The organism is Mesorhizobium amorphae, from assembly GCF_014843845.1.
GTDB lineage: Bacteria > Pseudomonadota > Alphaproteobacteria > Rhizobiales > Rhizobiaceae > Mesorhizobium > Mesorhizobium amorphae_A.
In genome coordinates this window covers 62,836-81,649 of the sequence record NZ_JHQS01000060.1, presented here as the reverse complement: position 1 = coordinate 81,649, position 18,814 = coordinate 62,836, and the positions used below count along the sequence as shown (strand labels likewise).

The window sequence follows — 18,814 nt, the reverse complement described above, 5'->3', positions numbered from 1 at the left end:
GATGGGCAGCAAGCGTGAGGCAAGCGGCACATGATCAAGGCGACACCGTTCGATTTCCCCTATGACGGCAGGCTGGTGCCGGAAAGCACCGCCCTCATCGTCATCGACCTGCAACAGGATTTCCTGTCGACGACTGGCTATTTTGCCAAACAGGGCTACGACCCGGCTCCACTGCGCGCCATCCTGCCGACGGTTAGCCGGCTGATCGCGGCAGCACGCGCGGCGGGCCTCAGGATCATCCACACCAGGCAAGGCTATCGGGCCGACATGGCCGACATGACGCCTTACGACAAATGGCGCCGCAAGCGCGCCGGCCTCGACGGCACCGACATCCTGCTGCGATCCGGTTCCGGCTTCCAGATCGTGCCCGAGATCGACGTCGCGCCTCAGGACATCATCGTCGACAAGACCTGCAACGGCGCCTTCACCTATACAGATTTGGAACTTGTCCTGCGCTCGCAGGGCATCACGCATCTCTTGTTTTCGGGATGCACGACCGATGTCTGCGTGCACACAACGCTGCGCGAGGCCTGCGATCGGAATTTCCAGTGCCTGACGATTTCGGACGCCTGCGCCAGCGGCGACAGATATGCGCATGAGGCAGCACTGCACATGGTCACGGTCGAGGACGGTGTCTTTGGGGCGCTGGCGGATTCAAGTGCTGTGCTAGCGGCGCTGTCGCGGCTGTCTGGGAAGGCGAGAGAATGAAAACGGTAGCGATCCTTCACACCCCTCTGGTGAAGGATCGCTACAGAATGGCTCTCTTCTGCACAGCTCACCCCGCCGCGCGAACTTCCGGAACAGCGCGCGATACAAACGCCTCCGGCTGCGGCACCTCGGCCTCGCGGCGCGCCAGCGTGTTACTGAGCAGCGTCGCCGTTTCGCGGCCGACCGTGGCGATCTCGCGTGGCCGGTCGATGCCGGCGATCATGAACTCATTTACACCAAGGGCCGCATAGGGCAGCAGCGACAGCGCGATCTGCCCCGGCGGACCCGAAACCTCGATCGCCTTGTGATCGGTGGCGGCTGCCTTGCCTTCGGAACGAATCCGAACCGGCAGCGCGAACCGCACCTTGCCGGCGCGCCCGTGTTCGGCAGCAGCACTGCGCACGCGCTGCATCAGCTGGCGGACCTCGTCCAGCGAACCAGCGGTCAATTCGAAGACATCCGCATGCCGACCGGCGACCTTGAGCGCCGTTCCGGACTGTCCGCCCATGCGGATGGTCACGCCATGCGGCCCCTTGCGCGGCACGTAACCGCCTTTAACGCTGTAGAAGGCGCCTTCATGGTCGAAAGGCCTGTCGTTCGACCACAGCCGCTTCAACAGCACCAGATATTCGTCGATGCGTTGCCAGACCACGGTGTGGCCGACAGGACGCGCGTCGGCATCGTCGTCGCTGAGCGGCTCGCTGAGCATCCTGAGCGACAGCCGGCCGCCGCTTTTGGTATCCAGCACCGCCAGTTGTCGCGCCGCCACGGTCGGTTCGATCACCCCGGCCCAATGTGTCAGCACCACTTCGAGCGACGAGGTGCGGTCCAGCGTCTGGGCGGCAAGGTCCATATTGGTCAAAAGGCCGGCCTGATCGTCGACGATGATCTTCCTGAAGCCGGCATCCTCGACCAGCGACAGTTTTGTCGCGGTCTCGACGAAATCATAGAAAAAACTGGCGTCCTGCGTTTTGCCGGGAACATGCGTGAACTCGATCGGCATTGCCATCTCCTCCATCACGTTGGGAATCGCTGATGCGGCGAATCCGAAATCCGCATCACCTTGGCGCACGAAAGCGCACCGCGATTGGGTTTTCAAACTCCGGTTGCCTGAAGGCGGTAGGCCGCCACCCGTAACTCAGGGAATAAGGCCGAGAACGACCGCCCCGGTGAACACGAACGCAAGGGCGAAGACGAGATAGGCGAAGGCGCCGGCATAGGCCGGGCGAAAGGCCTGGCCATTGGCCAGCCGCTGGCCGTTGCGATCAGTCTGAGCGTTCTGGATATAGGACATATCGACCTCCGTCTCGCTGGTTAATCTATAAAATCAGTAGACTTTGTCGAGTGCTATTTTTTGGCGATTGTTGGAATAATTTTCTCCAGTCGGTGAAAAATTTGGTTCCACTTTGCTGAGCGCTGCGTCATCACGATCGATCGGCCAAAGCGGCGACATGAGCCTCTGCGCTTGAATGGCCTTATATCTTCGCCTTTCTGCCCGGTTCAGGCATTGGCCATCCGGTGCTTGACGGATAGCATCATCGCAATCGGCAACGTGAAGAAACGACCAAACCAGTGCACGGGAGAAAAAGCATGGGCGAAAGACTGGCGGGCAAGGTCGCCATCGTTTCAGGCGGCGCGACGGGAATGGGCGGGGCGGCCTCGGAGCTGTTCGCGGCGGAAGGCGCCAAGGTGGCGATCATCGACCGCAACGGCGAAGCCGCTGCAGCGACGGCAGCGGCGATCCGGGCGCGTGGCCATGTCGCCGAGCATTTCGTCGCCGATGTTTCCGAGGAAGCGCAGGTCGAGGCCGCGGTGAAGGGCGCGAGCGAAAAACTCGGCCCGGTCACCGTGCTGTTCAACCATGCCGGCACCATCGTGATAAAGCCCTTCCTGGAGACGACAGTTCAGGAATGGGACTGGCTGCATGCCGTCAATGTGCGCTCGATGTTCTTGATGACGCGCGCCGTGCTGCCCGGGATGATATCGTCCGGCGGTGGCTCGATCGTCTGCACCTCGTCGATCTCGGCGGTGGCGGCGACGCCGATGGAAGTGCTCTACGACACCACCAAGGGCGCCTGCCACATGTTCGCGCGTGCCATCGCCGTCGAGTTCCGCGACCGCAACATCCGCTGCAACGCGGTCTGCCCGGGCTTCATCCGCACACCGCACGGGATGCGCGAGGTCGCCGATCTGGGAAAACTCGGCGTCGATGTTTCCGATGCGGCACTCGCCGCGCAGCAGGGCCGCATCGGCGAGCCGGAAGAGGTGGCGAAGGCGGCGCTGTATCTGGCCAGCGACGAGTCGAGCTTCGTCACCGGCGCGCATCTGTTCGTCGACAACGGCTTTACCGCAATGTGAGAAGCGGGACGCTGACAGACCCGCGGCTGTCAGCGCTCCTCCCGTCGAAACGGCTTGAGCAGGGCCGAAGGCGCCACCGCGTTGCGCGACATCACCGCCATGGCAACGATGGTGAAGATGAAGGGCAGCATCAGGAACGCTTCATAGGGGATGTGGCCGAGCCCGCTGGCCTGCATGCGTAGTTGCAAGGCATCGACGAAGGCGAACAGCAGCGCCGCACCGGCAGAGCGCCACGGGTCCCAGCGGCCGAACACGACCAGCGCGATCGCCACCCAGCCACGCCCGGACACGACGCCGAAGGTGAAGGCGTTGAACTGCGCCATCGACAGGAAGGCCCCGGCCAAGCCCATCAAGGCGCCGCCGAGAATGACGGCCTGGAAACGCGTGGCAATGACGCCGACGCCGGCCGAATCGGCAGCGCGCGGATTTTCGCCGACCATGCGCACCGACAGGCCCCATGGCGTCCGGTAAAGCACGAAGGCGGCAAGCGGGATGGCGATGATCGCCATGTAGACCAGCGAGAACTGGTTGAACACCGCCGGTCCGAGCACCGGGATGTCCGAGAGAACCGGGATTGGCAGCGTCTGAAAACCCTTGATGCTCGGCGGCACCGACTGCTGGCCGAAGATCAGCCGGTAGAGGAAGTACGCCAAACCAGAAGAGAACAGTGTCACGCCGATGCCGCAGACATGCTGGCTGAGGCCGAGCGCCACGGTGAACAGCGCATGCAGCGCCCCCATCAGCGCGCCGGTCAGCATCGCGACCAGCACGCCGAGCCACAGGCTGCCGCTGAGGCTGGTGGCGGTGAAGCCGGTCATCGCCGACAGCAGCATGATGCCTTCGATGCCGAGATTGAGCACACCGGCGCGCTCGGAAAACATTTCGCCGAGCGTCGCAAAGGCCAGCGGCGTGGCGATGCGGATGATGGCGGCGAGGAAGCCGACCTGAAAGATCTGTTCGAACAGCGCGCTCATTTGGCCACCCCTACGCGTCGGATGCGATAGGCGGTGAACAGCAGGGCCACCAACATGGCAAGCAGCGCAGTGCCCTGGATGACATCGCTGAGGAAAGCCGGAACGCCGGTCGCCCGCGACATCGCCTCGGCGCCGGTCATGACGGCGGCAAGGAAGATCGCCGCCGGCACCACGCCGAGCGGATTGAGTCTCGCCAGCATGGCGACGACGATGCCGGAATAGCCGTAGCCCGGCGAGATGTCGCTCATCACCTGGAAATGCACGCCACCGACCTCACCGACCCCGGCAAGGCCGGCCAGCGCGCCGGAGAACAGCGCGGTCGAGATCAGCACGCGTTCGACATGGATGCCGCCATAACGCGCCGCCTCGGGGTTTTCGCCGGTGACCCTGATCCGGAAGCCGAGCGTCGTGCGCACGATCAGGAACCAGATCAAGGGTGCCGCGATCAGCGCCGCCACCACGCCGAGATGCAGCCGCGTGCCTTCGAGCAGCACCGGGAAGTTCGCCGAATCCTCGATCGGCGGCGAGATCGGATAGCCGCTGAAACTGTCCTTCCACGGCCCCTCGATCAGCGCCATCAGGGCGTAGAAGATGACCGAGTTGAGCAGCAGCGAGCTGACCACATCGTCGACCTTGAATTTCACCCTGAGCGTCGCCGGCACCAGCGCCACCGCGGCACCAGCGGCAGCACCCGCCAGCGCCATCAAGAGCATGGCGAGCGGCCCCGGCATAGGGATGGCGCCGACGGCGCAGCTAGCCACCGCACCCGCCAGCAGCTGCCCTTCAGCACCGATATTCCAGAACTTTGCCCGGAAGGCGATCGCCACGGCAAGTCCGGTGAAGATCATCGGTGTTGCCCGAACCAGCGTTTCGGTGATGGCGTAGCTGTCGCCGAGCGAGGCCGAAAACATCACGCCATAGGCCTCGACGACGCCGGCGCCGGCCAGCGCAATGAGGCCGCTGCACAGGATGAGCGTCGCCCCGATCGCCAGCAGCGGCAGGGCCAGATTGAACCAGGCGGGCGTCGAGGTGCGGGCTTCGAGGCGAAACATCAGGCCGCCTCCTCTGCCTGCCCGGCCCCGGTCATCAGCAGGCCGAGCCGCGCCACTGTGGCGTCAGCACTGTCCAACGTGCCGGCGATGCGGCCCTCATACATCACCGCGATGCGGTCGCAGAGCATCAGCAGTTCCTCCAGGTCCTCGCCGATGACGATGATGCCGCAGCCCCTGGCGCGCATGTCCAAGAACTTTTCGTGGATGAAACGAGCCGCGCCGATGTCGAGGCCGCGTGTCGGCTGCGACACGATCAGCACTTTTGGGTCGAAGGCAAGCTCGCGCGCCAACAGCGCCTTCTGCAGATTGCCGCCGGACAGCGCGCCGGCGCGTGTCATCGGTCCGGGGCAACGAATGTCATACGCTTTGATCTGTTCCTCAGTGAAGGCGCGGATCGCATCGGGCTTGAGCAGCCCCTTGCGGCTGAAGGCTTCGGTGCCGATGCGCGGCAGCACCATGGAATCGGCGAGCGGCAGATTGGTGACCAGCCCGGTCGTCATGCGGTCTTCCGGGATGCGCCCGAGACCGAGCGCCTGCACCCCGCGCGGAGAGAACCGCGACACTGCTCTGCCGGCTATCGTCATCTGGCCGGCGCCCGGTACGAGCACGCCTGAGATCACATCGGCCAGTGCCCGCTGGCCGTTGCCGGAGACACCGGCAATGCCGAGGATCTCGCCGGCACGGACCGCGAGCGAGACGCCGCGCAGCACCGTACCTGAATGACCTGACGTCGAAATGCCGTCGAGGGTGAGCACCGCCGCACCCGGTGTCGACGGCCCCCTGGCCGGCGGCACGATCTCGTGGCCGCACATCAGTTGCGCCATCTCGGATGAAGTGGTCGTGGCGGGCGTATCGACGCGCCCTGCGACGCGGCCATGCCGCAGCACCACGCAGCGATGCGTCAGCGCCCGAACCTCGTTGAGCTTGTGCGAAATGAAGATGATGCCGAGCCCTTGCGCGGCCATCGAACGCAGCGCGGCAAACAGCCCGTCGACCTCCGTCGGCGCCAGCACCGCCGTCGGCTCATCGAGGATCAAGAGCCGCGCGCCGCGAAACAGCGCCTTGACGATCTCGAGCCGCTGCTGCTCGCCCACCGACAAAGCCGACACCGGGAGATCGGGATCTAGCGTCAGCCCGTGCTCACGACCGATTTCGGCCAGTCGCGCCAGCCCGCCGACGCGATCGATCCGGCCAGACTTGCCGGGAATGCCGATCAATAGATTCTCCAGCACCGACAGCCGCGGCGCGAGGTGAAAATGCTGGTGCACCATGCCGATGCCGGCGGCGAGCGCATCGGCCGAGCTGTTGATCCGCACCGGCTGGCCCTGGATAAGAATCTCGCCGGCATCCGGCGCATAGGCGCCGAACAGCACATTCATCAGGGTCGTCTTGCCGGCACCGTTCTCGCCCAGCAAGCCGAGGATTTCGCCCGGCGCCACACTGAGATCCACGGCCTCGTTCGCCTTGACGGCGCCGAAGCTCTTGGTGATGCCGCGCATTTCGATGAGAGGGGCGGGCAAGGTGGCTCCTGGAGGACTGGTTGGCTTGACTATGAAAGGCGAGCTCGGCGCACCCCCTCTGGCCTGCCGGCCATCTCCCCCTCAAGAGGGGGAGATCAGATGTGGCGCCGGCTTTCGCCAACTTTCACCGTAAACAATGACGCCACCGGCGAAGCTGCCGATCTCCCCCCTTGAGGGGGAGATGCCCGGCAGGGCAGAGGGGGGCTGGGCGCCAACCCCGAGCCACAAGCACTCAATCCGAAACCGGCGTGTTCTCGTCCACATCTACGCGGAAGTTGCCCTCGAGGATTTCGGTCTTCTTCTTTTCGACCAGATCCTTGACGTCCGCCGGCAGCGTCTTGTCGAATTTGTGGTACGGCGCCAAAGAGGAACCGCCCTTGGCCATGCGCGAGAAATCACCATAGTCCTGCGCGGTGAAGACGCCGGCCTTGACCAGCTTGATCGCCTGTTCGACGGTCGGATACATGTTCCAGACCGGCCCGGTGATCACCGTGTCGGGGCCGAGGCTCGACTGGTCGGACATGTTGGAGATGGCGAGGATCTTCTTCTCGACCGCCGCCTCGATGACGCCGAAGCGCTCGGCATAGATCACGTCGACGCCGGCATCGATCTGAGCGATCGCGGCTTCCTTCGCCTTTGGCGGATCGAAGAAGGAACCGATGAAGGCGACCTTCTTCTTGACGTTCGGATTGACCTCCCTGGCGCCTGCAAAGAAGGCGTTGACCAGCCGGTTCACTTCCGGAATGCCCATCGCCGCCACGGCGCCGATCGTGCCCGATTTCGACATCTTGCCGGCGATAAGGCCGGAGAGATAGGCCGGCTCATGGATCCAGTTGTCGAAGACGCCGAAATTGGGTTCCGCCGGTCCGGCGCCCGAGCCGAACAGCCAGGCGGTCTTCGGGAACTGCTTGGCGGTGCGGCGCGATTCACGCTCGGCGGCGAAGGCATCGCCGAGCACCAGCTGGTAGCCGCCCTGCGCATATTCGCGCATGACGCGGCTGAAGTCGGCGGTCTGCACCTTTTCTGACCATTTGTACTCGATGCCGAGTTCCTTCTCGGCCTTCTGCAAGGCGACGTGGATCTGGTTGTCCCACGGCTCCTCGATCGGCGTGGCGAAGATCGCCGCCACCTTCAGTTTGTCCTTGGCGAAGGAATTGCCCGGCAGCATGGCGGCAGCCAGGCCAAGTGCGCCCAGTTCCAGCACGTTGCGTCGCGATAAACCCTCGCGTTTCGATTGGATTTTGCAGTTGTCGTTTTTCATGGAAGTGCCCCTCTGTTCGACAGCCGTGTCGAGCCGGCTGTTCTTAGGAAATGTCAGACAACCAAGACTATGGAACGGTGTCCGGAAGCGGGTCAGTCCGACCCGTCAGCATTGTCTAGATATGCTTGGATCGCTGTCGCAGTGGCCTCGGCACGTTGCCGGGACGTTGCTTTCAGACCCAATCCCATATGATCGCGTTCGATCTCCATGAGGAACTCCACCACACTTTCCAACGTCCCGTCTTCTTGAAGGCGCCCAGCCGCCTCAAGGAGATATGGGTCATACTCATTTGCAAAGGGCTTGTGGTCCCAAATGCCGCCCTCTGCGAGCAAGCCTATTGGATCCCACTTGGCGAATCCGATGTCTCGCAGGCGGGAAAGCTTTAAAGAGCGGCTCATTTTCAAAGTAGAGTTTTCCCTATCCCGACGATAACCCGCACAACCGATCTCACGGTCTCGCGGCGGCTTCCCACGATCCCGTCTCGGCGAAACGCCTGAGCAGAGTTGCCGGCTGGAAGATCGGCCGATCGGTATGCTGGTGCCAATACTCCAGCCGCTCGACAATCTTGCCAGCGCCTTCAAGCCCAGCCCAGAACATCGGCCCGCCCTTGCCGACCGGAAAGCCATAGCCATTGACCCAGACGACATCGATGTCGGACGCACGAGCGGCTATCCCTTCCTCAAGGATCTTCGCGCCTTCGTTGACCAGCGGATAGAGCGTGCGCTCGATGATCTCGTCGGCGCCGATCGCGCGCGGCGTAGTGCCCTTCTCGGCCGCCTTGGCGCGGATCAGCGCTTCAACCTCCGCGTCGGGAACCGGCGTGCGAGAACCGTTCTCGTAGCGATAAAAACCGCTGCCGGTCTTCTGGCCGAAACGTCCCTGCTCGCACAGCGCATCGGCGATCACGGCCGTCAGACCGCGCGCCTTGCGGTTGCGCCAGCCAATGTCGAGGCCGGCGAGATCGCCCATCTGGAACGGCCCCATCGGCCAGCCAAATTCGGTGAACACACGGTCGACCTGGCTGGGGGTCGCGCCTTCGAGCAGCAGCGCCTCGGATTCCGCACCACGCGCCGCCAGCATGCGGTTGCCGACGAAGCCGTGGCAGACTCCGACCACCACTGGCACCTTGCCGATGCCCCGTGCCAATTCGACGACGGTCGCCAGCGCGTCCGGCGCGGTCCTTTCGGCGCGCACGATTTCCAAGAGCTTCATGACATTGGCCGGCGAGAAGAAATGCAGGCCGACGACATCCTGCGCCCGCGACGTCGAGGCGGCGATGGCGTTGACGTCGAGATAGGAAGTGTTGGTGGCCAGGATCGCGCCGGGCTTGGCCACCGCGTCGAGCCTGCCGAACACCTCCTGCTTGACCGCCATCTCCTCGAACACCGCCTCGACGATCAGGTCGCAATCGGCGAGGTCGGCATAGTCGGTGCTGCCCTTGAACAGGCCGAGCCTTTCGCGCTTGGCATCTTCCGCCAGTGAGCCGCGCGCGACGGAAACGGCATAGTTCTTGTCGATCGTCGCCAGCCCGCGTTGCAATGCCTCCTCGCTGGTTTCGAGCAAGGTGACCGGAAAGCCGCCATTGGCGAAGGCCATGGCGATGCCGCCGCCCATCGTGCCGGCGCCGATGACGCCGACCCGGGCGATCTTGCGCCGTGAGAGATCTTTGGCGGGACCCTTTGCCGCCTCGCGCTCAGCGAAGAACAGATGCCGCTGCGCGCGCGACTGATCGCCGGCGACAAGGTTCAAGAACAGTTCGCGCTCCGCCGCTAGGGTCTCGTCGAACGGCAGCGTGACGGCGTTGCGAACCGCCACAGCGCAGGCGATCGGGGCTTCGAGGCCGCGCGCCTTCTTGGCCAACTCCGCCGCCTGCCTATCGAAGGCGGCGAGATCGGCCTTTCCCAGACGATCGTTGCGGTTGCGCACGGGCAGGAATGGCCCGCCTTTGACCACCAGTTCGCTGGCGAAACGAACTGTTTGCGCAAGAAGATCGCCATCGAACATCGCGTCGACCAGGCCCGCCTCAAGCGCTTCGGCAGCACCGATCGGCGCCCCCGAGACGATCATGCCGAGCGCCTTCTCGGCGCCGACGAGGCGCGGCAGCCGTGCCGTGCCGCCGCCACCCGGCAGCAAGCCGAGTTTTACTTCCGGCAGGCCGAGTTTCGCCTTGCTGTCAGCGACGCGGAAATGGCAACCGAGCGCCAGTTCCAACCCGCCGCCAAGCGCGGTGCCGTGAATGGCGGCGACCGTCGGCTTGGCGATGGCTTCCAGCACCGCGATGACGGCGCGCAGCTCCGGCTGCTGCACCGGCTTGCCGAATTCGGTAATATCGGCGCCAGCAACAAAAGTCCGCCCGGCGCAGGCAATCACGATGGCCGCGACGGAGGGATCGTCGCGCAGTGCGGCCAGCGCCTGGTGAAGTGGCTCGCGCACGTGGAAGCTCATGGCGTTGACCGGCGGATTGTCGATGGTGACAACCGCGACATCGCCGTCGCTTGCAACGCTGACGAAATCGGACAAGACGAACCTCCAGCAAGTGCGAACCGCGCCCGCCGGGTTTACAGGGCCGATATCCGGATGGGAACCGGATTTCCGGCAGGGCCGGTATTCTCCCGGCGCTGTATCAGCGGAAGGCCGGCTGTCCTCAGCGCAGCGCCTTCTGCCCGCCCGCCACCGTAATCACGCCGACGATGATCAGCCCGGTCAGCAACAGGCGGACGCCGGCGCTGACGCCGAAAGTGTTGAGCATGGTGAGCAATAACACCAGGAACAGCGCCGCGCCCCACACCCCCGGCACATTGGCCTTGCCACCTGCCACCGACGTGCCGCCGATGACGACGACGGCGATCGAGGCCAAAAGGTACTCGTTGCCGATGTCGACATTGGCGCCGCGGAAGTAGCCGGCGAGCAGCGCGCCGTCGAGACCGCCGAGCATGCCCGACAGCGTGTAGGTGAGGAAGCGGATGCGCCCGACATTGACGCCGGCCAGCCAGGCGGCGCGGATGTTCTGGCCGATCGCCAGCACCGAGCGGCCATAGATCATGCGCTGCAGCGCAATCGCTGCACCGACGGTGAACAGCACCGTGAGGATCGCCAGCACCGGAATGCCCAGGATCTGCCAGTTGGTGAAATCGGCGAAACCCGGCGGCGGCTTGATCTGCAGCCCGCGTCCATAACTGATGTCGATCGACTGGATGATGAAGCTGGCCGACAGCGTGGCGATGATCGGCGGAATGCGCAGCGCCCAGATCAGGAGATAGTTGGCGGCACCGACCGCCATGCCGCAGGCGAGCGCCGCCAGCAGCCCGACGACGATCATCGCATCATTGCCGTCCATCACTTTCATGGCCACCGCACTGGCAAGGCCGATATTGGCCGGCAACGACAGGTCGACATTGCCCGGCCCGAGCGTGATGACGAACATCTGGCCGACGCCGACGATGACGGTGAAGACGGCGAGCGAGAGTGCGGCCGTGATCATGCCGCCGCCGCCATAACCGCCGGTGAAGGCGACCGTCGCCAGCCACACCAGCAGCGCGCCGAGGAAGGACCATATCCAGGGCTTGGCGATGAGCGTCTGCAACGAGGCCATCGCTCACCTCTCCCTGCGGCTGATCAGCACGCGGGCCGCCAGCACGATGATGAGGATGGCGCCGTTGGCGGCCACCTGCCAGTCAGGCGGGATGTGCATGAAGGTGAGCAGCGGCGAGGCGGCGAGCGCCAGCGTCAGCGCGCCGAGCACCGCGCCGATCGGCGACACCCGGCCGCCAACGAACTCGCCGCCACCGAGGATGACGCCGGCGATCGCAAGCAGAGTATAGCCATTGCCGATATTGGCATCGGCCGAAGTGGTGATGCCGATCAGCGCCATGCCGGAGAGCACGCCGAACAGGCCGGTCAGCGCGAACAGCAGGATTTTGGTCTTGAGCAGCGACCAGCCGGCGCGCTTGAGCGCGGCCGCGTTGCCGCCGGAGCCACGCAGGATGACACCGTAGGAGGTGCGCATCAGGCCGAAATGCACGACCGCCGCGATCAGCAGCGCGGCGATGATCGGGAAGGGGATGAAAGGCGGCTTGAACGCCATGAGCGACAGCAGCCAATCGGGCGCCTTGCCGCCGGGCTTCGGCAGGATGAGGATGGCAAGCCCCTGCCAGACGAAGCTCATGCCGAGCGTCACCACGATCGACGGCAGATTGCGCAGATGGATCAGCGCGCCGAGCAGCGCGTAGACGCCGATCGAGCCGGCAAGCACGACGATTCCGAGCAATGGGGCATCCTTCAGCCATGTCGCAGTGACGCAGCCGACGAAGCCGACAAAGGTGCCGATCGACAGATCCAGCTCGTTGCCGGCGATGACGAACATCTGCGCGATCGTCGCCAGGGCGATCGGGATCGCCAGGTTCAGCATCAGGCTGAAGCCGAAATAGCTGATGGCGCGCGGGTTGAGCCAGGCGATGGCCAAAAGCACAAGCGCCAGCGACAGCGCCGGCAAAAGGCTGCGCAGCCTGCGCGCCCGCGCCGCCGCGTTGCGCGTCGAAGCGCCCTTGAGCTGGTTTTCGATGGCCGCCGCTGTCATCTCAGGCCGCATCGCCGAATGAGGACTGGATGATCTTTTCCTCCGTCAGCTCGTCGCGCCTCAGATTGGCGACGATCCGGCCGTTCTTGAACACATAGACATGGTCGCAATTGTCGAGCTCTTCGGTTTCGGTCGTGTACCAGAGGAAGGTGCGGCCCTTGCGCGCTTCCTCGCGCACGAGGTCGTAGACTTCGAGCTTGGTGCCGATGTCGACGCCGCGCATCGGATCGTCCATGAGCACGATTCTTGCATCGGAGCCCAGAGCCCGCGCGAACAGCACCTTCTGCTGGTTGCCGCCGGACAGCGAGAAGATGTTGTTGCTCACGTCGGGCGTGCGGATGCCGATCTTCTTTTGCCAGAAATCTGCGAGCTCCGCCTCGCGCTGCGGTGAGATCAAAAACCCGCTGCGCAGCCGCGCCAGCGAGCGGATGCCGATGTTCTCCGATATCGACCATTGCGGAAAGATGCCGTCCGACTGGCGGTCACCGGCCACCAGTGCCACCGGCGCGGTTACTTCGATGCCGGCCTTGGCGCGCCCCGCGGCGGTAAAGATCGCCAGCAGCAGGTCCGTCTGCCCATGACCGGCGAGCCCGGCCAGGCCGATGATCTCGCCGACATGTGCGACAAGCTCCTTGCCGTCCTGCTGCCGCGCGGGCCGCGCGCGGACTCGCAACGGGCCGGCCTCGGTCTTAGCGGTCTCGGTCGCTGCCTTCTGATGTCCCTCGGCGCCGCCCATGGCGGTGACCAGCCTGTCGCGATCGAAGGACTTTGCCGCGTCTGCGGCGACGACCTTGCCGTCGCGCATCACCACGATGCGGTCGGCATTCTGCAGCACCTCGCCCAGCACATGCGAGATCAGGATGCAACTGCCGCCGCCGGCAACGAAACGCCGCACGAAGGCAAGCAACTGGCCGGCCGTATGCGCGTCGAGCGAGGAGGTTGGCTCGTCGAGGATGACCAGCTCGAGCGGATCCTGCGTCAGCGTGAAGGCGCGTGCCACCTCCACCATCTGCCGCCTTCCGATGGATAGGTCGCCTGCGATGTCGAAGGCGGAAATGCCATGGTCCGGGAAAATCTCATCCAATTTGGCGGCGATCAGGTCGGCCGCCTTGCGCCGCCAGCCGAAGCCGGTGAGCGACGGGTGGTTGATGCGCGTGTTCTCGGCGACACTGAGGTTCGGACAGAGCGACAGCTCCTGGAACACGCAGCGTATGCCGAGTTGCTGCGCGCGCGGCACCGAAAAGTTGTCCTCGCTGGCCCCACGCACCACGATCTTGCCGCTGTCGGGCACCAGCGTGCCCGCCACCATATGCATGAGCGTCGACTTGCCGGCGCCGTTATGGCCCACGAGACCGACGCATTCGCCGGCGCCGACATGGAAGTCGACGCCGCTGAGGGCCCGGACGGCGCCGAAATGCTTTTCGGCGCCGTCCAGTCTGATGATGAAAGAGTTGGCGGCGCCGAAATGTTTTTCGGCGCCGTCCAATCTGACGATGTCCGCGTTTGCCTGAGGCATCCTCAACGATATCCGGTTGGCGATGCGGCTGGCAACAATCGCACCAGGCTCACTTTATGTTGGCTTTGATCGCGGCAATGGCGTCTTCCTGGGTGTATTCGTGGGTAGCGACCCCGCCCTCTTTGATCTTTGGCAGCGCGGCCTCGAAATCGTCCTGGGTAAAGGCCAGATAGGGCACGAGCAGGTCGTGCGGGATGTCGGTGCGGCCGTCGAGCACCTGCTGGGCCACCCAGAAGGCGAGCGAGGAGACACCGGGCGCGATCGACGCCGACCAGGTCTGGTAGCCGTCCTTGTCCTTCTGTTCCTTCCACCATTTCAGCTCGTCCTGGCGGTTGCCCATGATGATGGTTGGTCGCGGCTTGCCGGCGGCGGCGAAGGCTTGGGCGGCGCCATAGCCGTCACCGCCCTGGTCGACAATGCCGACGATGTCGGGCAGCGACGGCAGGATGGTCGCGACGGCCTTCTGCGCCGTGGTCTGGTCCCAGTCGCCGGTAACCGAACCGACGATCTTGAACTCGGGATGGGCGGCGACGCCTTCGAGGATGCCGGCATGGATGGCATCGTCGATCGAGGTGCCGGCCAGGCCGCGGATTTCCAGCAGATTGCCACCCTTGGGCTGGAACTTGGCCATCTGCTCGACTTCCTGCCTGCCCATGTCCTTGAAGTCGACGACGACGCGGTAGGCGCAGGGTTCGGTGACGATGCCGTCGAAGGAGACGACGACAATGCCGGCGTCGCAGGCCTGCTTGATGGCGCCGTTGAGCGCATCGGGCGAGGCGGCATTGATGACGATGGCATCATAGCCCTGCAGGATCAGGTTCTGCACCTGGGCGGCCTGGGTCGGCACTTCCTTGTCGGCCGTGGTGAAGATGTCGGCGGCGGCGACCACCTTGTCCTCGACCGCCTTCTTGGTGACGATGCCGTAGCTGTCGAGCATCGCCTGGCGCCACGAATTGCCGGCATAATTGTTGGAGAAGGCGATCTTCTTGCCGCTTGTGTCGGCCAGCGCCGTGCCCGAGGCAAGCATTGCCGCCAGAGCGCTCAGGACGAGTAGTTTCTTCATCTCAAAAATCCTCCCAGATGTTGTTGACTGCTGCAATTCCTGCCGGATCCAGTCCGGCACACCTCCATGCCACGATGCCTCGGCACCGCTGCCGCCGGACCTTGGATCGGCGGCCATCCCGAATTGAGCGCCAACGCGCTCAAAACAGCCTCAGTCCCGGCACGCGAACCCTTAGCCGGTAAAGCGAAGTCGACGCGGCGATGTAGAGGCTCCTCAGATCCTCGTCGCCGAAAGTGAAGTTGGCGCAGTATTCCGGCGTGCGTATGACACCCAGAAGATCGCCCGACGCATCGAAGACATGGATGCCGCCCGGGCCTGTGCAATAGAGATTGCCACGGCTGTCGATCTTCATCCCGTCTGGCGATCCGGGCTCGCTGCCCTCGGTCACGGCCCACACGGCGCCGCCGTTCAGGTCGCCATTCGCTTCCACCCCGAACACCCTGATATGGCCGCGCTCGGTATCGTTGATGAACAGGCGCGACTCGTCCAGCGAAAAGCACAGCCCGTTCGGCTGCACGAAATCGTCGGCAAGCAGCGCCAGCCGGGCGCCGTCGCCGTCGATGCGGTAGACGCCCTGGAAGGCCAGCTCCTGGCGACGCGGCACGCCGTAGAATTCCATCCGCCCGAAGCTCGGATCGGTGAAGTAGATCGCCCCGCCTGTGGCGACGACGACATCGTTCGGGCTGTTGAGCTCCCTGTCGCCATGATGCGTTGCCAGCACGCTCACGCCGCCATTCGGCTCGGCGCGGGTGACGCGGCTTGTTGCATGCTCGCAGGTGACCAGCCGCCCCTGGCGATCCAGCGTATTGCCATTGGCCTTGTGACTCGGATCGCGGAACGGCTCGATTTCGCCCGAGGCAAGGCGCCGGTACATGCGGCCTTCCGGAATGTCGGAAAACACCAGCCATTTCTCATAGGGATGCCATACCGGCCCCTCGGTGAAGCTGAAACCGGTCGCCAGCCGTTCCATGGCCGCGTTGCCGACGACATCACCGAAGCCGGAATGGCGGGCTTTCGCCGATATCGGCATTATTGGCTCTTCGGTTTTCCGACGGCCGTGCCGCCGACGAACCAGTCGCTGGCGGCGACGTCCTCGAACACCACCCAGATCGCTTCCCTGGGCAGTTCCGCGACCTCGCTGATTGCATCGGTGACGCGGCGCGAGATCTCGTCCTTGCGCTTTTGCGAATGGCCCTCGAGTATCCGTATGTTCACGAACGGCATGAGCGCTTCCTCGATATTTTCTTGTTGTGGGGGTGAGCCTAGTCACGGCCTTGGTGGCGCGATACCGGTCAAAGCGCAACGACGACTGTGCGTTTGCACACTTGCCGCTATCAAGGCGCGGCCACGCCGGGTAGCGTCCCCAAAACAGCAAGGGAACTGACAATGGCACAGCCTCGCATCGATCCAAGTCCGCATAGCGGAATTGGAGATCGACCCTGATCAAATCGATGAATTCAAGGCCTTGCTTGCCGAAGAGATCGCAACGTCTGTAGAGCGCGAGCCCGGCGTGTTGTTCCTTTACGCCGTGTCGGTAAAGGGCGCGCCTTCAGCGGTGCGCGTCATCGAATGTTACGCCGACCCGCTCGCCTACCAGGCCCATCTGACCACCCCGCACTTTCTCAAATACAAGACGCAAACGGCCGACATGGTAAGATCCCTTCGGCTGATCGAAACCGAGCCGATTGCTCTTGCGGCAAAGAGCGGCCAGCACTCAAACGGAGAGGATCACTGATCCTGCGGCGGCGGCGCATGCGCCAGCCAGGCGTCGAGCCGGTCCTGCTCGCGGCGCAGCGCGTCGATGTTGATCAGGCCGCGCGCCATGGCAAGATAGATCGCCCGCGTGCGCGAGTTGAAGACGGAGGCCTCGCTGGCGCCCTCCTCCGGCGGCACGATGCCGAGCTTGTCGTAGACGTGCTTGATGCGGCTCTGCGCGCCACGGATCGACAGGCCCCGCCGCGCCGCGATGGCCCGATCGGTGAGACCCAGCGCGATGTCGATCAGGCTTTCATACTCGCCATCGGTGATGCCTTCGAAGCGGTCCTGCACGCGGTGCTGGATGCCGCGGATCTCGCGGTCGATGATGCAGTGGCCTTCGCGGAACACGCCGCGCAGGGCTGAGCGCATGCCCTCTTCCGTCGCCGATTTCAGCACATAGCCATAGACCGAACCCGGCGGCACGATGCGCGCCACGCCCCGGACATAGGCCTCGTCGGCGAAATTCGACCAGAACAGGATGTGCGTACCGGCGCGGCGGCTCCAGATCGCGCGCGCCACCTCGATCCCCGTCGCCTTGGGCAGCTGCAGGTCGAGCACGACATGCGGCGGCTCGCGCTCGGCCGCCAGGCTGATTGCGTCCGCGCCGTCACCGGCTTCGATCACTTCGACGTCGCCGGGCCACAATTGCTCGACGGTGCGGCGCGCGAAGGTCCGGTGCAGCCCGTCATTCTCCGCAATCATCACCAGCATCACACCACCTCCGGCACGGTCTGTTCTCCGGGCATTGCGGCGGGCGTTGCCTGGGCCTTGCCCAAGACGGGCTCGCGGTCGATCTCGATGACCACGCGCGTGCCGCCCTTGCGGCTCGCCGGCTCAAAACGCAGCCGCGCCCCGACAAGGGCGGCCCGCGTATGCATGTGGCCGATGCCGCCCTGGGCGGCCGGATCGACCGCGCCGCAGCCACGGCCATCGTCGGTGACGATGACCCTGAACACGCTTTCGGTCGATGTCAGAAGCACCTCGATGCGGCCAGGCGCTGCATGGCGCACCGCATTGTTGATCGCTTCCTGGACGATCCGGTAGAGCGCCGTGCGCATCGTTTCCGACAGGCCGTCGGCGCTGCCGTCGCTGGTGTCGGCGATGCGCACCGCGATCGGCGGCTTGGCTCTGGCGACACTGCGATTGAGATGTGCCTCGACGGCGTCGCGCAGGCCGAACAGCTCGAGCACGCTCGGCCGCATGTCGTCGACGATATGGCGCAGTTCGGTCAGGCAGCTTGCGATCTCCTGCTCGAGATCGGCAAGCTGGGCGGTTCGCGCCACGCCCTGGCTGCGAAAGGCCGAGACCTGGCGCGCGATGCGGGCGAGGTCGCCAAGCGTCTGGTCGTGCAGGTCCATGGCCATGCGGCGGCGCTCGCGCTCCATGCCTTCGGTCAGCTGCGAGGCGCCGACCCGCAAAAGCTCGGCACGGTTGCGCGCCTCGCTCTCGGCCAGCATGGCGCGCCGCGCCTCGTCGGTCTGGATCAGCGCGAAGATGTAGGGCGCGATCAGATCGGCGCATTGCTGGGCGACCGCCACATCCGCCAGCGTGTAGCAGCCGACCTCGTGCCGGCTGATGTTCAGCGCCCCGATGATGCTGCCTCGCGCCCTGAGTTGCACGATGATGCGGCTGCGCAGCTCGGCGGCGAAGATCGGCTCGTCGAACGCCCCAGCGAAGTGGAAGCGTGGGTCGACAACCGCGTTGTCCGACAACAGGTAGGGCGTCTCGCCCCACAGCACACGCCGGATCGGGCTGCCTTCCACCGGATGCTGCGCGAGTTCGCTCCAGCTGGTGTGGAAGCCGGCTTCGTAGCAGGCGTGCAGGCGCCCGCCCTGCAACAGAACCGCCAGATCGATGTGATCGTGCGGAATGAGCGTGCCGATTTCGATGGCTGTTGCCCGAAACGCCGAGCCGGTATCGATATGGCCGGCCAGCGCCCGCGAAATGGCCACCAACCGGTCGATCAACTGGGGAGATACGTCCGACATGGTTCCTCCCTGCCATCACTGCAAATCGACCGGGCGCCGC

At 64.7% G+C, this 18,814-nt stretch carries 19 protein-coding genes; 3 read left to right on the top strand and 16 right to left on the bottom strand.

What is annotated here, in order from left to right; translation table 11 throughout:
- Positions 1 to 30: 30 nt before the first annotated feature.
- Positions 31 to 708 carry a cysteine hydrolase family protein gene (locus tag DH08_RS25460; protein ID WP_192181905.1) on the top strand — a complete coding sequence of 226 codons (678 nt, stop codon included), beginning with the start codon at positions 31 to 33 and terminating at the stop codon, positions 706 to 708.
- 67 nt (positions 709 to 775) lie between these two features.
- On the opposite strand, the gene DH08_RS25455 is transcribed toward DH08_RS25460, so the two are convergent.
- Both DH08_RS25455 and DH08_RS25450 read right to left on the bottom strand, forming a co-directional pair.
- A complete protein-coding gene (locus DH08_RS25455; RefSeq protein ID WP_192181904.1) occupies positions 776 to 1,711 on the bottom strand; it encodes an LLM class flavin-dependent oxidoreductase in 936 nt (311 codons plus the stop codon).
- Positions 1,712 to 1,846: 135 nt separating this feature from the next.
- Positions 1,847 to 2,002, bottom strand: a complete 156-nt coding sequence (locus tag DH08_RS25450; RefSeq protein ID WP_006201172.1) for a hypothetical protein — start codon at positions 2,000 to 2,002, stop codon at positions 1,847 to 1,849.
- Positions 2,003 to 2,298: 296 nt separating this feature from the next.
- Between DH08_RS25450 and DH08_RS25445 the strand changes: the two genes are divergently transcribed.
- Complete coding sequence (locus DH08_RS25445; protein WP_192181903.1) at positions 2,299 to 3,066, top strand: SDR family NAD(P)-dependent oxidoreductase; 768 nt, start codon at positions 2,299 to 2,301, stop codon at positions 3,064 to 3,066.
- Positions 3,067 to 3,095: 29 nt separating this feature from the next.
- Here the strand turns inward: DH08_RS25445 and DH08_RS25440 are convergent, their stop codons facing one another.
- The 12 genes from DH08_RS25440 to DH08_RS25385 all read right to left on the bottom strand — a co-directional run bounded on the left by DH08_RS25440 (position 3,096) and on the right by DH08_RS25385 (position 16,252).
- Entirely contained in the window at positions 3,096 to 4,040 is a 945-nt protein-coding gene (locus DH08_RS25440) for an ABC transporter permease (RefSeq protein ID WP_192181902.1), read from the bottom strand.
- On the bottom strand, positions 4,037 to 5,092 hold the full coding sequence (locus DH08_RS25435) for an ABC transporter permease (RefSeq protein WP_192181901.1): 1,056 nt from the start codon (positions 5,090 to 5,092) through the stop codon (positions 4,037 to 4,039). Before DH08_RS25435 ends, DH08_RS25440 begins: the two co-directional genes overlap by 4 nt.
- A complete protein-coding gene (locus DH08_RS25430; RefSeq protein WP_192181900.1) occupies positions 5,092 to 6,612 on the bottom strand; it encodes an ABC transporter ATP-binding protein in 1,521 nt (506 codons plus the stop codon). Before DH08_RS25430 ends, DH08_RS25435 begins: the two co-directional genes overlap by 1 nt.
- 232 nt (positions 6,613 to 6,844) lie before the next feature.
- The gene (locus tag DH08_RS25425) at positions 6,845 to 7,873 is read right to left on the bottom strand and encodes a BMP family protein (protein ID WP_192181899.1); all 1,029 of its coding nucleotides are present in this window, start codon (positions 7,871 to 7,873) and stop codon (positions 6,845 to 6,847) included.
- 92 nt (positions 7,874 to 7,965) lie between these two features.
- Positions 7,966 to 8,277: a hypothetical protein gene (locus DH08_RS25420; RefSeq protein ID WP_192181898.1), complete on the bottom strand. Its 312-nt coding sequence runs from the start codon at positions 8,275 to 8,277 to the stop codon at positions 7,966 to 7,968.
- Between the two features lie 43 nt (positions 8,278 to 8,320).
- Entirely contained in the window at positions 8,321 to 10,393 is a 2,073-nt protein-coding gene (locus DH08_RS25415) for a 3-hydroxyacyl-CoA dehydrogenase NAD-binding domain-containing protein (RefSeq protein ID WP_192181897.1), read from the bottom strand.
- A 124-nt stretch (positions 10,394 to 10,517) separates the two neighbouring features.
- Entirely contained in the window at positions 10,518 to 11,465 is a 948-nt protein-coding gene (locus DH08_RS25410; protein ID WP_192181896.1) for an ABC transporter permease, read from the bottom strand.
- A 3-nt stretch (positions 11,466 to 11,468) separates the two neighbouring features.
- Positions 11,469 to 12,449: an ABC transporter permease gene (locus DH08_RS25405; RefSeq protein WP_192181895.1), complete on the bottom strand. Its 981-nt coding sequence runs from the start codon at positions 12,447 to 12,449 to the stop codon at positions 11,469 to 11,471.
- A 1-nt stretch (position 12,450) separates the two neighbouring features.
- Positions 12,451 to 13,965, bottom strand: a complete 1,515-nt coding sequence (locus tag DH08_RS25400; protein WP_192181894.1) for a sugar ABC transporter ATP-binding protein — start codon at positions 13,963 to 13,965, stop codon at positions 12,451 to 12,453.
- Between the two features lie 49 nt (positions 13,966 to 14,014).
- On the bottom strand, positions 14,015 to 15,028 hold the full coding sequence (locus tag DH08_RS25395) for an ABC transporter substrate-binding protein (protein WP_192181893.1): 1,014 nt from the start codon (positions 15,026 to 15,028) through the stop codon (positions 14,015 to 14,017).
- Positions 15,029 to 15,167: 139 nt separating this feature from the next.
- On the bottom strand, positions 15,168 to 16,058 hold the full coding sequence (locus tag DH08_RS25390; protein ID WP_192181892.1) for an SMP-30/gluconolactonase/LRE family protein: 891 nt from the start codon (positions 16,056 to 16,058) through the stop codon (positions 15,168 to 15,170).
- Complete coding sequence (locus DH08_RS25385; protein WP_192181891.1) at positions 16,058 to 16,252, bottom strand: tautomerase family protein; 195 nt, start codon at positions 16,250 to 16,252, stop codon at positions 16,058 to 16,060. The genes DH08_RS25390 and DH08_RS25385 overlap by 1 nt, the downstream gene beginning before the upstream one ends.
- A gap of 181 nt (positions 16,253 to 16,433) precedes the next feature.
- On the opposite strand from DH08_RS25385, the gene DH08_RS25380 reads away from it, so the two are divergent.
- Entirely contained in the window at positions 16,434 to 16,763 is a 330-nt protein-coding gene (locus tag DH08_RS25380) for an antibiotic biosynthesis monooxygenase (protein ID WP_192182082.1), read from the top strand.
- Here DH08_RS25380 and DH08_RS25375 read toward each other — a convergent pair.
- Positions 16,757 to 17,497, bottom strand: coding sequence for a response regulator transcription factor (locus DH08_RS25375; protein WP_120014412.1), 741 nt, complete (start codon positions 17,495 to 17,497; stop codon positions 16,757 to 16,759). The two genes, DH08_RS25380 and DH08_RS25375, sit on opposite strands and share 7 nt — an antisense overlap.
- Positions 17,497 to 18,774 carry a sensor histidine kinase gene (locus DH08_RS25370; RefSeq protein ID WP_192181890.1) on the bottom strand — a complete coding sequence of 426 codons (1,278 nt, stop codon included), beginning with the start codon at positions 18,772 to 18,774 and terminating at the stop codon, positions 17,497 to 17,499. Before DH08_RS25370 ends, DH08_RS25375 begins: the two co-directional genes overlap by 1 nt.
- Positions 18,775 to 18,814 lie beyond the last annotated feature (40 nt).